Here is a 12,777-nt window from a genome sequence, read left to right on the forward strand (position 1 = left end):
ATTACCCCAGATAGCCGAGACGAACACGCAGCACGTTGTTGGCGTCGTAGACCGAAACGTTCAGTGAGTTGATCACCAGACGCCCCTGCCCTGGAACGATGCCGTTTATTTCGAGTGTGCCGTCTTTGTTCAGGATCCAGCCTTGCTGGCCGGCGATGTAGTTGGAAGAGCTGATGTAATTTCCGATCTTCGCGTTGGTGATTGATCCGTCCATGATGAAGGCCGAGTTCATGAAAACCTGCCCGCCCTGAACTGCAAACGGCACCGCAATGGCACCGCCGGCAATGGTGTTGACGATGGCGAAACGGTCAGCGCTCACAAGGAACTGGCTTTGCAGCCCGGCGCCAGTGTTCTCGATGCCGAGGCCGATACCCGCGGCGACGTACTGCCCATTCGCCGTGACCTGCATTTTTACCGACCACATCGTGTTCAGTTTGCCGGCGGTGTCCGCATAAGCAGTCGAGGTCTGTTGAATCGCCGCAGTGTTCTGCTGGATAGCTGAGCCGTTCTGCTGAATGTCAGATCCTTGCTGTGCAACCGACACATTGAGCTGGTCAATTTTCGTAGCCGTCGCCGAGTTAGTGGTAGAAACCACCTGAGTCAACTCGGTGATGTTCGCCTCGTTTGCCGCAACCTTCGCGTCAAACGTGACCAGCCGCCGGGCTGTCGCCTCATTCTCAGAAGTGCGAACCTTGCTCTCCTCAGCAATTGAAGCCGTACTGGTCCAGCCCTTCATGGCGTCCGCGAGATCTCCAGCCCCATCATCTTCCCGAGAGGAGGCACGCAGGGCTTCGAACGCTGTGGCTTGAGCAGTAACAACACCGTCGAGATCTGTAATCTCGGCAGTGTTGGTTGCCACCTGCTGGGCAAGGCCATTGGCTGTTTCCACCGTCTGCCCGACGTCGAGCCAGTAAAGCGGGTTCGGCGGCGGGGTTTGGATAGGAACCGGGCCAGTGGCCTGATAGATCCGCTTGCCCTGCACCACCAGGTCGTACTCGACGTAGGGCACTTCAGGGTCGTAGCCCTTCAGCCCATCCAGTGCGTCGATCTGCTCCTGCAGGCCTGGGATCTTCTCGATTTCTGCCAGCAGATCCTCACCTAGCTCTGTCTCCGTGATTTTCCCGGCAAGTGCCGCGAGGTAGGCCGAAACATCATTTGAGGTCTGTGCCGGAACATAAAGAAAAGAGCTCTTCCCGTAGGCGTTCGACGAGCGGACGAAATAGTAGTAGTTCGTCCAGAAGCCCAGCCCCGTGTGAGTGAAGGAGAGCCCCTGCCCCAGATACTCGGCATCAGCAGAGGTGGCTGTCGGTGACGTGCTAAAGAAGTACTCGTAGGTGCCTCCGTTCAGTCCGTTTTGCGAGTTGCTCGGAATCAGCACGATGCTGTCGATAGAAGACTGCACCACGCAGCTTTCCGGGATGGGTGGGCCATTGATGCTGACGGTGATCGTCACCTCACCCGATCGGGCCATGGGCCCTACGGCGGCCACGCTCATCGTGTAGTTGCCTGACGGCAAGCCATTGATTGCACACTCTGTCGAGGTCGACGGCACGTTGTGCGATTGAATCGCTGTCGTACCCTGGCGCACGATAACGATGTATTCCTTCACGATGCCGCTAGGCGGCAGCCAGGACAGGAGACCCTGAATTACCTCGGCGGTGGTGTCCTGAGTCCACGTCAGCGCGCTTGGAGAACCAAGACCGCCCGATGGCAAATTGATAAATCCGATCGGGTTATACGGCTGCCCCACCGCATCATCGAATATCGCAGGCTCGTATTGCTTGACCTGAACGGTGCAGCCTTCGCGGTCGCCCATTGACCAATCAGAGACGATAAACTCGCCGAGGATGTTCAGCGAAGGCAGGTTGACACGCACGACCCGGCCCGGCCGGCAGTTGTAGCCCGCAAAGTTCATCGGGATGCTGATAGCGCCACCAGCACGGCGCCGGCGCAGCTCCATGTTCGCCAGCCGCTGGGCCTGATAGGGGTCAGTGACATAGGAGTAGGTCAGCGTTTCCGCCGCCTCGCCGCCGTCTTCAACAATCCATTCGGCAACACTGACCTCGGGGTAATCGGTCTCTGTCCACGATTGGGACGGGTCGATAAACGTACCGCGAACCGTGTTGATCGCCGAGTCATTGGTGGGTTCTGTGCTGCCGGTGACGGTGCCGATCACCATGTCTTCAGTGATTTCGAAGTCGTACGGCCCGTAGTAGGCGCCGGCCTGGAACATCCAGCGACCACCAACTCGGATCAGGTGGCCACCAGCAGCGGCTTCGAGCTTCTGCAGGACGCCGGTTCGCTGCTCGTCTGCACCGATCACGCAACCGCTCCGGTAGCGCTGGCTGGTAGAGCCGTCCGCATTGGTGACGGCCTCGTCGCACACGTTCGCAGCACTGGCGAAAGTTTCGAAAACGATTTCATCGTCAGGAACCCCGCAGCGGGCGCGGAGGTACCACAGCAGATGCAGCGCAGTGTTTGCGCTGTAGCCCGCCGTGTTGCTCCGGGGATCGTAAATGTCCTTGCGGCCGCGCACGACAAAGCGAGTGTCCGGAATGCCGGACGGGAACTTTTCGGCGCTGTAAAAAAGAGAGATGCGTACAAAGGACAAACCACGACCGATCTGTGAGTCTTTCCAGTCCGGGCAGTTGGCCTTGAGGAATGCATTCACCTGCGTCGGCTCGACGACGAGCTCGTAGGTGGCGAACGGACCGAACGAACCAATTTCCTCTTCGCCAAGGTAGATGTTTTCGAGGGCATCGATCGCCCCTTCGCAAAGCACGTACACCAGGTGCAGCCATTCGCCCTCCCCTTGATCGCCAGCCTGCTCCTGCGCCCACACCAGCACGCCACCGGTGGAAACGCGTCCAAGGATGTAGCGCACCGGCGCCTTCGAGGAGCGTACGGTCTGGGCGGACGGCTCGTTGTCGCGCAGCGGCGACTTGGTGTTGAGCTTTTCCTGCTGCTCTGCTGCGTAAAAGGCAAGCGCCGCGCCAGCCACAGCACCCCATGGGCCGCCCTGAGCAAAGCCAACCACCGCGCCGATGACGACTGAAGCGAGTTTCTTAACGCCGCCGCTCATTCAATTCTCCACACGGCCAATGGCTCGCACTCAACCCGAGCCGCACCGTCATCGGTTGCAGCCCAGTAATCTCCAGCCCAGAAAACGGCCATGCTTCGGCCGCCTGGTGCGTCGTACAGCACGACGTCGCCGCGCTGGATGAAACCCAGCGGCACCCGGGCGAAGTGGACATCCCATGCAGCCTCAAGGCTGCCGTGCTGTTTCTTCAACTGCCGCTTGGCGCCGGTCTCCGTCGTGTACTTGCCGCGGTAGTTCTCCGCCGGATCGACACCACACACCGAGGCCGTGCAGTCGGCGGCGAACAGGCAGCAGTCAAATTCGCCCCATGAAAAAGGCCGCTCTTGGGCGGCCTTGATCGTTTCGTTCAGACGGGTTGTCCAGTCTCGGTAGCGCATGGCTAGCTTCCATAGGTGAATGTCGGTGCGTCCTTCTTCGAGCCCCAATAAATGGGCCACTCGGACATCTGGGCGATGGCGTAGAAGAATCGGTCGCCCTGATGGCGCGCTCGGTGGTTTTCATCGGTGAATCGTTCGGTGCCGGTACGGCTCCACTCGGCCATGCGATCGATGACCGGGACAGTGATGCTGTTGCCGTCCTCGCCATTGCCGGCAAAGGAGAACTTCGCCGCGTCCATGCGACCAGAGAACAGAATGTCCGCCGCGTAGTTGCCGGTCTCGTCGAACACCACGAATATGACTTTTACCATTCGCCCTCGACAGCCCCGGACGTTCGTCTCTGAGAGGATGTAGGCATCCAGCCCGCTGAGCGTCAGCTCGACCGACATTGGCGATCCGGAGTTGTCGCTCTCCTGCGACTGGCTGACCTGGCCGAAATTGCCGACCCCGAGGTAAGTGATGCCATCGACCACAAGATCACCGGTACCGGTGTGCGCGAATACCATGCCGTCGACGAGGTCGAGCTGCACGGCGTAGACAGGCATGAAGCGGCCGGTGGCGATGATGTTCACAACGCTCTGGCTGAACGGAAATGCTGATGGCATTAGAAAGCCTCCCTGAATTGGTAGCTGCCGTTCGCGATCACCGGCTTGATGGACATTGCCCAAGTGTCGGTAGTCATGCGCATTTCCGAATACGGATTGAGGTACTCGACAGCGGTACCGGCTGTGAGCGTCTTGCGGATGCGCTTGTTGACTGACACCGTCACCCTGCCCTGCGCGTTCGCCGATGCCGCATCGGTAACCTCGAACATCTCGCCCGCGATGGTGATGTAGTCGCCTTCAGCGAACACAGCAGCATTCGCCGGCGCGCCGCCGATGACCATCGATCGCGCCTGAGCATTGCCAGTGACCACGGCCAGCGCTCCGACGCTGTTGGTGCGATGGCGGGTGAATGCCGGAAGGTTGAATGTACCCATCATGCCGTCGAGCTTCCCGAGGAAAGAGGTTAGCTGTCGCTCCTGCTCTCTGGTCAGCAATCCGAAGGTCAAGGTGCACTGCCAATAGGCGCCCGGGTAGCCGACGATCTGCTGGGCGTTCGAGAGCGTCGAGGTAAACGCCCTGCTGTTGTTGACGATGCCCCACGTCATTTCTGACGGGCGCAGCGAAGCCGGCCACGTGAGAGCCATGCAGTACTCCTTAAATTGCTTAGCGCCTCGCGATCAGCTGGCGGATGGTTCCGTTCATTTTCAGGTCGCGCACGACCAGCTCGTAGCCGCCCTTGGCGCCCTGCATTGCTGCCTCCCTCACCATGTTGACGGTGGCGTCATCCGGAGTGCCTTGGAAGCTGAAGCTCTGCTGGATGACCGGAGCAGTGGACGACCCCGACGAGATCGGAACGACATTGGAGGTAGATCCCGCAGCGGTAGCGCCGACGTAGCCGCCATCCGCGTACCCTTTGGCGTTTGCGTTCATGCGCTCGAGAAATTCCCGAGCACCTGGCTGACTGACCGCTTCCTTGCGGACAACGAACTCGCCGCCGTGCACGACGCCCTTCGGCTCAAACTTGCCGCCGTCACCGGTATAGCCACCGTCGGAGAAGCCGAACTTCGAGCTGTAGCCAGCGGCAGATGCGCCGAGCGTGGAAGACGTTGCGCCCGCCGATCCGGCCGCAAGGCCGTTGCCGGCAGCAGCGCCACCGGCGGTCAGCCCGCTGAAGATCGTGCCGAAGATACCCACCGCCGCCTGGCGCACTTGAATGCGGATCAAGTCGGCGATGATGCCGTCCGCCAAATCCTTGAACGACAACTTCCCGGTCTTAACGAACTGGATGATGCCGTCTTCCATGTTGCTGAAGGCGTTGGTGAACAGGTTGCGGGTCTGTCCGGCGACGTCCCGGGCCTGCTCCGAATAGGTCTGAAATGCCGACGAAGCACCGAGCGCCCAATCCGACTGAGCCTTGTCCACATCCGTGTAGTACTGCTGCTGCATGGCGAGACGGGTTTGCAGCGCTGAGCGGAGCGCATCAGTCTCTTCGCTGTAAAGCTTTTCGCTGATGCGCCCCTCGTTGCGCTGCTGCTGCAGAGCATCCATTTGCGACTGGTACTGCTGCTCAATGCTGAGCTGTTCCTGCAAGCGCTGACGCTGCTGGTCGCCCATCCCCATGCCGGCGAGGTTGTTGTCCAAGCCCGTCTGTGCCTTTGCCAATTGGCTGGCCAGATTGGTCTGAAATGCCGCGAGCTTCTGCGTCTCCTCCGTGGATATCTTCTTGAGCTGGTTTTCCTTCTCAAGCGCGGCGTTCTTTTTCAGCTGGGCGGTGATCAGCTCCTGGTTCGCAACCAGAGCCTTCTGGTCGGCCGTCAGGATCTGCTTACCCTTGATGTCGGCGAGTTCCTGCTCCCACTTCACCAGCGCCTGCCCGGCGGCGCCTAGCTTATCGACCTCACCTTTCTGCACGCCGATCAGCGAGTTCTGCTGTTGCAGCACGGCATATTGCTGGCGGGCTTGGTCGAGCGCCTTCATGCCGGCGTCTTCGTTGTAAGCCTTTTCCTTCGGCTGGCTCTTATCGAACCTTGCCTGGATATCGGCTACTTCCTTGTCGATCACCGCCTGTGACTTGCCGGCCTCGACACCGACTTTCCTCGCTTCGGCAATTTCCAGCGCCAACTTCTTCTGATCCGACATGTTTTTGCTGGTAATTGAGGCCCACTTGCTTTCGGCGGCGATACGTTCTTGGTTCTGGCGAGTTGCGGAGGCATCAATTTCGGCTTTCGAGGCAGCTAAATCACGCTGCTGCTTCAGAGCTTTAAGCTGTGCCTCGATGAATTTTGTGGACTGGCTGTCCGGGCCGAGCTCGTCGCTGAAGAGGCTCGATAGAAAGCCTCCGGACTTTCGCCCTTCCAGAACCTTCTCCAGATTCGCAATCTCCTGATTCAGATCTGGGAAAAGTGAGCTTTTGACATTGGAGTAAGCATTGCTGATAGCGGTGCCTATATCGTTCCAGTCGCGCTCGACCTCTGAAAGTGAGTCGCGATATTTCTTCAGCCGCTCTTGAGCATTTTGGTTCAGCGACTCACTTAGGGAATCGAGTGCTTCCTGCTTCTTGCCCTGATTGTCCAGGCCGACGATCACTTCGTACTGAGCGGATGTGAGCAATCCATATTGGGCACTGATCTTCTCTGCCGCTTTGGTAGCGTTGTCGCCCATGTCTCCCAGAGATTTGGCAACCTCACCCGCGCCCTTTCCAGTGAACTCTGAAATTGAAGCTGATGCCTCGGCAAGATTCTTGAACTGGACCTGGCTGAGTCCGCTACTGGCGGCGAGCGCCACCACGGCGTCTTTGGCCTGAGACAGGTTGCCAGTGATTGTCGCGGTGTCCTTTGAGATCTTCGAAAGACTCGCCGAAGTCTGCCCGGAGCTTGCCGAACCTGAAAACAGAGCCTTATTGAAGGCGCTGACCTCTTTTTCGGCATCGTAATACACGAGTGCCAGGGCGCCCGCCGCCGATGCCGCAACAGTGAATGGATTCACAAGGCTCATCAGGTAGCCGCCCAACGCTTTGGAAGCTGCGCCGATCCCGCCAAACGAGTCTTTGATTTGAGCGCCTTGCTGCAGGAAAACGGTCAGCGGTGCCTGCCCCCCCTGAAGCGATACGAAAATGTCTGAGAACTGAGCCGGCAACATTCTCATTGCGGCGGCAGTTTGCTTTGAGGTGTTTCCCGTCCGAGTCATGGAATCGTTGAAGCGCGTGAGCTCGGCCCGGGTTGCACTGATTCTCGACTGATAATCAGTGTAGGTATCGAGGTCCAGGTTCCCGGAAGCGCGATGACGAGCCAGCTCCTGCTCTTGGCGGTCAAGCTCCCCTAATTTTTTTGTAAGCGGATCGATTCGGCCAAGGAGAGATTCGATTTCATCTCGCTCGGAAGAGAGCGATTTCGCGGCCTTGTCGGCACTCTTCCCCGCTCCCTCCATACCATTACCGGCCTTATCCATCGCAGGCTTGACGCGAAGGCCGACGTTTTCAAGGGCTTCCAGAGCCTTTCGCGTGTCCGCAGCTTTCTGCTCTGCGTCCCGACTATCAATCTCCAAAACCAAGCGCGATGTTTGAGCCATACCATTCTCCAGGCATAAAAAAACCCGCCGAAGCGGGTCATTTGTGCAGGCATTCAGCTCTGCAAGATTTTGGCTTTTTCAGCCTCGTACTCAGTTTCAGTGAGCAGGCCTTTCTCTTTTAGCCCGCCGAGCCGCTCTATCTTTTGATACTTGTCCTCAGAAGCCTCCGCCTCAGGGCGAACCCTGATTGGTTCAATCGGCGGAATGGAAGACGCCGACCACACGATGGAGACCACCCAGCCAATTAGCGTCCAGCCAAGGAACAGGTTCAACAGAAGGATCGAATTGAAATTTGGGTGCCGGCGGTGGCGCGCGTTGAGACTTGGCATGAAGTAGACCAAAAATCCCACGAACAACAGGACCAGCACTCCCAGTGGACCGGTATCGTTTTGCATGCCAAACCTCCCTGAGTAATGGCTGCAATCTACCACCATCCGCAGTAAGCGCCAAAGCGGGCTGTACGAATGCCCAGTAGCTCAAAAGCGAACTGCGTAGTAGCGTTCTGCCGCCGATCAATATACGAACTTTTCAAGGAGATAAAATTGAGCGCTTATGCCATACCGGATGGAGCCAAATTCGCGACGATCAAATTTGCGAGAAGAGACGGTAATGTGTACACACTCCCTCCAGGCAGCCCGGTCATCGTGGCGGCGCTTAGGCACGACCCAGACCATGGCGCCGGGGCGCGAGAACTTACGGGGTTCAAGCCCGTTTATGCGCTTTTAGACACTGGGGCTGACTTCAATTTTGCGACGCCCGAGCTAATTGCCGAAGCCGGTTGCCCTCAGATAGATACAGCCAGGTTGCGCAGCGCCTCGGGCTGGATAGATTCGACTAAACATCTAGCCCACATCTTCCTTCCCGAAACCGGAAGCCAATACGAGACTGATGTTTTTTCATCCCCCCTTATTGATGAAGGAGGTATAGGCCAGAGTCTCATTATCGGAATTCTGGTCATCAAATCAGGAAGGCTCGTGATGGATTACAAGAGCAACATCTTCCGTTTCTACGTCAGCTAAATCCGCTCTGGCGTAGCACTCATGAAAGATATGCCCCTGTTGATAATCGGGAATATCCAATGCGGTGCCTCCCAGGGCGCCGCACTCGCCTGCAGTCGTCGCGACTCTTATGCAGCGAATGCGAACCAAGCTTTCCCTTTTCATAGCCCCCTCCTCAAGCGTTCACTCATCATCCCCAGCCAAGCACACCGCATCCAGCGCAAACATCACGTCATCAATCTCATCGCGCGGCAGCGGTGATGGGTGAGACTCCAGCCAGTCGGATATCTCCCGCGCCGAAAGCGGCAGCGGAAACGCCCCAGCCATGCCGGCGATGTACCGGCGGCCGCGAGAAACGTTCCGGTACAAGTTGAGCAGGTAGGCGGTGAGCGGGTCATTCTCTGGCTCGCCGGGGATGGCCATCTTCAGGCGCGAGTAGACCGCCCTGCGCTTTTCGCTTTCCCCGCCCCAATCTTGCTCCCACTCGAAGCGGGCGACTGCTTTCCCACCGACTCAGCTCGCTCCTCGGCGGCGTCATTTGCAGCCAGCGCGCCTTCGCGCAGGACGAAGATGAAGAATTCGATGTTGTTTTCGAGCAATTCAGCAGCCACCGCTGGGCTGTACTTGATCGGTTTGCCGTCGGCGTCCAGCACGCCCTCCCAGTCCTTCACGATGAAGTGGCTGAGCAGCATTGCGTGGTTCTGGTGCTCGGTCATTTCGCCAGCGATCACACCCACCTGGCCTTCTTCAAACCGCGCGTCGTTGCGCACGATCCGACGGCACATGCGCTCGAGGGCGACTTGATATTCAGGGTTGTCGATGCTGGCGAGCAGGATCTTGGTATCGTCGTCAAACTTCACCCATCGCTCACCAGCGAGCGCCGGCTTCTTCTTGCCCAGTTGCAGAGCCATTTCAGTTCCTCAAGGCCACGCCAATAAAAGAGCTCCCCCGGCCGGCGTTTGAACCGAGGGAACCAAAGGGTTTACGGGGTTGGATCAGCCGCTTCGCGGGTGATGGTCGGGCTGAGCTTGGCGACGGTATAGTTGAGCGTGACCTCGATCAGGTCGCGCTTACCACCATTCGGCAGCTCACCGTCCACTTCCACTGCTGGGAAGTTGAACGTGTATTTGTTGCCCAGCGAGTCGGTGATCGGGAACACAACTGCGATCGGCGTCCGCGTGAAGGTGTTTTTCCAGATCTCCCACGCGCGCTTCGACCAGGCCAGCGTGATACTGCCGGTGACCGCCGCCTCGGTGGCGATGTGTGCGCCCGGCCCCAGACGATCGGAGCCAAGGCAGCGCTGAGCCTGCAGGCTGTTGTCGAGGTTTACGGTCATGGCCGAGACACAGGCCACGCCTTCCAGCGACTGGCCATTCACCAGGATCGTGCCGACGTTGTTGTTCGAAAGGAACGGCGTGGTGGTCGGCGCATTCGGCGAAACGACAATCGGGGTGTCGCCGTCGGTGTAGTCCAGGCACGCCATGTTGAACGTGGCGGTCACCTTGCCTTCGGACGGGATGTCCAACGCGAAAGTCGAGACGTGCGCGCCCTTGAACACGCCATAGACGCCGACGTCGTTGTAGCCCTTGGCGATGCTGAAAGTGTGACGAGTATCGCCCACGCGCAGCACGTCAGCCGTCCAGACGCCGTAGAAGGCAGCTTCGAGCAGTTGGTCGAAAGAGCCGAACGAGAACTCGGCCGTCAGATCGCCGCCGATATCGATGCTGGTAGCCACCGAGCCCTGGCTCAGGCGGGTGTCGGTGATTTCGTCGCTGACTTCGGTGTTGACGGTCGGGGTTAGCGCGTTGCCGGTGAGGCGCAGCGTGTCCCAAGTGCCGACGGGGGTAACGCCTGGCGTCACCTCCTTGATGATGTGGCTTACAACTTTTGCGCCAGAGCTCATTGGAGCCTCCTATTCGCGGGCATAAAAAAACCCGCTCAAGGCGGGGCTGGAAGGATCAAAGGGCTGTTTATGTCTGCTCGAATCCGGCAGGACCGCCGCCGCACATGCAGTGAATGCGGCACTTATCAGCATCAACCTGAGACTGCGACGCGATGCCAAGTCCGATACCGGCAGCCACATATTTGCCTTTGCGCAACTCCATCTTGACCGACCAGTTGTCGCCGATCTTGGCTTGGAGATCGGCTTCTTTGATGGATGCCTGGCGGATGTACATCACGCCATCGACAACAACGAAAGGTTTGGAGAGACTGCATTCCATGGCGCCGATGTGAGTGGCCACCGCTTCATCGACCTTGCATCGAGCCTCGGTCTCACTCGTAATGCTTGCTCGGATTGAATCATTGGCCTGATCGTTGGTTTGCCCGGGGCCGGCCGTGATGATCATCGGGCTCGTAGCAATGATTCGCTGGTTGCCGTCGTTGAGTACGAATCGGCCGCTCTTGTCGATCTTCCAACCGGAGACACCCGGCACATAATTTGCGCTCTGCATTTTCCCTCTCAGCCGGCGCGAAACCGGATGTTGACGTTGATTTGGTAGAAGCCCTCGAACTCGCCGGCCACTACTTGGCTGGCTTCCATGCACTCAAGGTCGCCGGACATCCAGTAGGCGAAGTGCGCTTCGAGCGCGTCGGCAAGTTCGTTGATGGCCTTGGTTCCGGTTCGCTCGCGGGCGAAGCATTGGATGCTGATCTGCCCGGGCTTGCGGGTGTGTGGCCGGTCAGCCATGCCAGCCATGAAGGCCGAGGCGTACTGAATATTCAGCCGGCACCAGAGGCCGGTCGCCGGCGGCGTGAACACCTCCGGCTGGTTCGGGTAATCGATCCGCGCCTGCTCAATGCCGGTGAAGGCCACCATGCGCGCGGTGATGAGCGCCCTGATTTGCTCGAAGGTCATTTGTAGGCCTCGGATACGCCGATGAACGCGAGGTCATAAACCCCGCCGGGCGCCTGCGTGGAATGCCCCAGTTCCAACATCTCGCCGTAGGGGCTGTTCGTTTGGATGTAGATGACGGGAAACTGGCCCGACGCCTTGATGAGCATGCTGCCCTTGCTGATCGTTTCGCGGCCGGACGGGTCGATGTTGTCGGTCACGGTCATGTCGGGCGTGCCGATCGATACCAGGTGACTACCTCGGAACGTGCCGCCGATGTACCCCTTCCCCGCCGCCTGCGCTTTGACGAAATAGTTCTCTTCGCGCTCGCGCTTGGTCAGTTTCTTGAAGGCTCGGCCACCGGTGCGCGCCGCGTTACGTGCGTCGACGTTCGCGTCATACGCATCCGCCAACGCCACGTTCTTCGTGCGCAACGCCACGTTGGCCTGCCACAGGTCAGGATTGCCCACCGGCGAGCGATTCACCACCTCCGTGAGCATGGCGGTGGCGATGACGCGTGCCATTTGGGTGATGTCCTCGCCAGCCTGATCGGCGAAGTCCGTGAGGCTATGGCTCCAGCCGGCTTTATTGGCCATCAGACTTTCCTCAGCTGGATCTCGTAATGGCCGCCGGCCGGGTCGGTCTGGACGTTGACCACGTCGAAATCGTTGATCTTGTGTCCGATGTCCGGAACCCCGCCGATCGTTTCGTTGGTCAGCGCGATCAGCAGCTGGTCGGTGGCGCGGATGTTCACGCCATCGACCTGAGCAATCTTGAACGCGTCGAACACGCCCCGGCCGGTGTAGGCGATCACAACAGGGTCGCCCGCCGCCTCAGTGACCGGATCCCACGTTCCCGGCAGCGTCACGCCGCCGCTGAATGGCTGCACGGCGTCCGCCAGATCAGTGTCGAAGGCCTCGGCCAGATCAGCTTGGATCTCTTCACGTAGGCCCATGGGTCACCTGTACACGTTGAAGCTGAAGCCGCTGGCACGCCATGGCGCGAGCAGCCCCAGTGCGAACTGGACGCCATCGGGCAGCGCGGTAGATTTGGTGGTATCGATCGAGGCGAACGTCTTGCTGGTGGTCACCGATCCGGCCTTCACCGTCTTGGCCTCCAGCGATCCCTCTGTGTGCTGCTGGTACAGCTTGCCCTCGGAGGCGACAACCGCCAGCTCGGCGCCGGCCTGCTTCACCTCTTCAGGGATGGCGTCCATATCAACGCCAGTCAGGTTTAGCGAGGTCAGATAGGCGTTGGCCTGCAGGACCGCCCGGGCCTTTTTGTCATCTGGAGCCCATGAAGGCCCGAGCTCGGCGTCAACGTCCGCCACGGTGATGTAGGTAGCCATCAGGCCTCC

The 12,777-nt window shown here is 59.2% G+C and carries 15 protein-coding genes; 1 reads left to right on the forward strand and 14 read right to left on the reverse strand.

Annotated features, from left to right (window positions below):
- Position 1: 1 nt before the first annotated feature.
- Genes ICA15_RS00985 through ICA15_RS01010 form a run of 6 tightly spaced genes read right to left on the reverse strand, consistent with a single transcriptional unit; the run spans position 2 to position 7,984 of the window.
- A complete protein-coding gene (locus tag ICA15_RS00985) occupies positions 2 to 3,082 on the reverse strand; it encodes a DUF1983 domain-containing protein (protein WP_210555662.1) in 3,081 nt (1,026 codons plus the stop codon).
- Positions 3,079 to 3,477 (reverse strand): DUF6950 family protein, encoded by a 399-nt coding sequence (locus ICA15_RS00990; protein WP_210555661.1) that lies wholly within the window; start codon positions 3,475 to 3,477, stop codon positions 3,079 to 3,081. The genes ICA15_RS00985 and ICA15_RS00990 overlap by 4 nt, the downstream gene beginning before the upstream one ends.
- A gap of 2 nt (positions 3,478 to 3,479) precedes the next feature.
- Complete coding sequence (locus tag ICA15_RS00995; protein WP_210555660.1) at positions 3,480 to 4,082, reverse strand: hypothetical protein; 603 nt, start codon at positions 4,080 to 4,082, stop codon at positions 3,480 to 3,482.
- A complete protein-coding gene (locus ICA15_RS01000) occupies positions 4,082 to 4,666 on the reverse strand; it encodes a hypothetical protein (protein ID WP_210555659.1) in 585 nt (194 codons plus the stop codon). Before ICA15_RS01000 ends, ICA15_RS00995 begins: the two co-directional genes overlap by 1 nt.
- 19 nt (positions 4,667 to 4,685) lie before the next feature.
- A complete protein-coding gene (locus ICA15_RS01005) occupies positions 4,686 to 7,589 on the reverse strand; it encodes a phage tail tape measure protein (RefSeq protein ID WP_224450797.1) in 2,904 nt (967 codons plus the stop codon).
- 53 nt (positions 7,590 to 7,642) lie between these two features.
- Entirely contained in the window at positions 7,643 to 7,984 is a 342-nt protein-coding gene (locus ICA15_RS01010) for a superinfection immunity protein (RefSeq protein ID WP_047297603.1), read from the reverse strand.
- A gap of 147 nt (positions 7,985 to 8,131) precedes the next feature.
- Between ICA15_RS01010 and ICA15_RS01015 the strand changes: the two genes are divergently transcribed.
- Positions 8,132 to 8,608, forward strand: a complete 477-nt coding sequence (locus ICA15_RS01015) for a hypothetical protein (protein WP_210555658.1) — start codon at positions 8,132 to 8,134, stop codon at positions 8,606 to 8,608.
- A gap of 162 nt (positions 8,609 to 8,770) precedes the next feature.
- Here the strand turns inward: ICA15_RS01015 and ICA15_RS01020 are convergent, their stop codons facing one another.
- The 8 genes from ICA15_RS01020 to ICA15_RS01055 all read right to left on the reverse strand — a co-directional run bounded on the left by ICA15_RS01020 (position 8,771) and on the right by ICA15_RS01055 (position 12,768).
- The gene (locus ICA15_RS01020) at positions 8,771 to 9,010 is read right to left on the reverse strand and encodes a hypothetical protein (protein WP_210555657.1); all 240 of its coding nucleotides are present in this window, start codon (positions 9,008 to 9,010) and stop codon (positions 8,771 to 8,773) included.
- A gap of 2 nt (positions 9,011 to 9,012) precedes the next feature.
- Complete coding sequence (locus ICA15_RS01025; protein ID WP_210555656.1) at positions 9,013 to 9,498, reverse strand: hypothetical protein; 486 nt, start codon at positions 9,496 to 9,498, stop codon at positions 9,013 to 9,015.
- A gap of 71 nt (positions 9,499 to 9,569) precedes the next feature.
- Positions 9,570 to 10,490 (reverse strand): phage tail tube protein, encoded by a 921-nt coding sequence (locus ICA15_RS01030; protein ID WP_210555655.1) that lies wholly within the window; start codon positions 10,488 to 10,490, stop codon positions 9,570 to 9,572.
- A 67-nt stretch (positions 10,491 to 10,557) separates the two neighbouring features.
- Positions 10,558 to 11,040, reverse strand: a complete 483-nt coding sequence (locus ICA15_RS01035; RefSeq protein WP_210555654.1) for a DUF1983 domain-containing protein — start codon at positions 11,038 to 11,040, stop codon at positions 10,558 to 10,560.
- An 8-nt stretch (positions 11,041 to 11,048) separates the two neighbouring features.
- Positions 11,049 to 11,444: a phage tail terminator-like protein gene (locus ICA15_RS01040; protein ID WP_210555653.1), complete on the reverse strand. Its 396-nt coding sequence runs from the start codon at positions 11,442 to 11,444 to the stop codon at positions 11,049 to 11,051.
- Positions 11,441 to 12,016, reverse strand: coding sequence for an HK97 gp10 family phage protein (locus tag ICA15_RS01045; protein WP_210555652.1), 576 nt, complete (start codon positions 12,014 to 12,016; stop codon positions 11,441 to 11,443). Before ICA15_RS01045 ends, ICA15_RS01040 begins: the two co-directional genes overlap by 4 nt.
- Positions 12,016 to 12,375 (reverse strand): hypothetical protein, encoded by a 360-nt coding sequence (locus ICA15_RS01050; RefSeq protein ID WP_210555651.1) that lies wholly within the window; start codon positions 12,373 to 12,375, stop codon positions 12,016 to 12,018. Before ICA15_RS01050 ends, ICA15_RS01045 begins: the two co-directional genes overlap by 1 nt.
- A gap of 3 nt (positions 12,376 to 12,378) precedes the next feature.
- Positions 12,379 to 12,768 carry a DnaT-like ssDNA-binding protein gene (locus ICA15_RS01055; protein ID WP_210555650.1) on the reverse strand — a complete coding sequence of 130 codons (390 nt, stop codon included), beginning with the start codon at positions 12,766 to 12,768 and terminating at the stop codon, positions 12,379 to 12,381.
- Positions 12,769 to 12,777 lie beyond the last annotated feature (9 nt).

The organism is Pseudomonas sp. P116 (genome assembly GCF_020149425.1).
GTDB classification, from domain to species: Bacteria; Pseudomonadota; Gammaproteobacteria; order Pseudomonadales; family Pseudomonadaceae; genus Aquipseudomonas; species Aquipseudomonas anatoliensis.

Excerpts from the sequence above, each read along its gene's own strand:
- ICA15_RS00995 (WP_210555660.1), bottom strand. The coding sequence starts at position 4,082 with ATGCCATCAGCATTTCCGTTCAGCCAGAGCGTTGTGAACATCATCGCC.
- ICA15_RS01010 (WP_047297603.1), bottom strand. The coding sequence starts at position 7,984 with ATGCAAAACGATACCGGTCCACTGGGAGTGCTGGTCCTGTTGTTCGTG.
- ICA15_RS01040 (WP_210555653.1), bottom strand. The coding sequence starts at position 11,444 with ATGACCTTCGAGCAAATCAGGGCGCTCATCACCGCGCGCATGGTGGCC.
- ICA15_RS00990 (WP_210555661.1), bottom strand. The coding sequence starts at position 3,477 with ATGCGCTACCGAGACTGGACAACCCGTCTGAACGAAACGATCAAGGCC.
- ICA15_RS01030 (WP_210555655.1), bottom strand. The coding sequence starts at position 10,490 with ATGAGCTCTGGCGCAAAAGTTGTAAGCCACATCATCAAGGAGGTGACG.
- ICA15_RS01050 (WP_210555651.1), bottom strand. The coding sequence starts at position 12,375 with ATGGGCCTACGTGAAGAGATCCAAGCTGATCTGGCCGAGGCCTTCGAC.
- ICA15_RS01045 (WP_210555652.1), bottom strand. The coding sequence starts at position 12,016 with ATGGCCAATAAAGCCGGCTGGAGCCATAGCCTCACGGACTTCGCCGAT.
- ICA15_RS01020 (WP_210555657.1), bottom strand. The coding sequence starts at position 9,010 with ATGGCCATCCCCGGCGAGCCAGAGAATGACCCGCTCACCGCCTACCTG.
- ICA15_RS01025 (WP_210555656.1), bottom strand. The coding sequence starts at position 9,498 with ATGGCTCTGCAACTGGGCAAGAAGAAGCCGGCGCTCGCTGGTGAGCGA.
- ICA15_RS01035 (WP_210555654.1), bottom strand. The coding sequence starts at position 11,040 with ATGCAGAGCGCAAATTATGTGCCGGGTGTCTCCGGTTGGAAGATCGAC.
- ICA15_RS00985 (WP_210555662.1), bottom strand. The coding sequence starts at position 3,082 with ATGAGCGGCGGCGTTAAGAAACTCGCTTCAGTCGTCATCGGCGCGGTG.
- ICA15_RS01000 (WP_210555659.1), bottom strand. The coding sequence starts at position 4,666 with ATGGCTCTCACGTGGCCGGCTTCGCTGCGCCCGTCAGAAATGACGTGG.
- ICA15_RS01005 (WP_224450797.1), bottom strand. The coding sequence starts at position 7,589 with ATGGCTCAAACATCGCGCTTGGTTTTGGAGATTGATAGTCGGGACGCA.
- ICA15_RS01055 (WP_210555650.1), bottom strand. The coding sequence starts at position 12,768 with ATGGCTACCTACATCACCGTGGCGGACGTTGACGCCGAGCTCGGGCCT.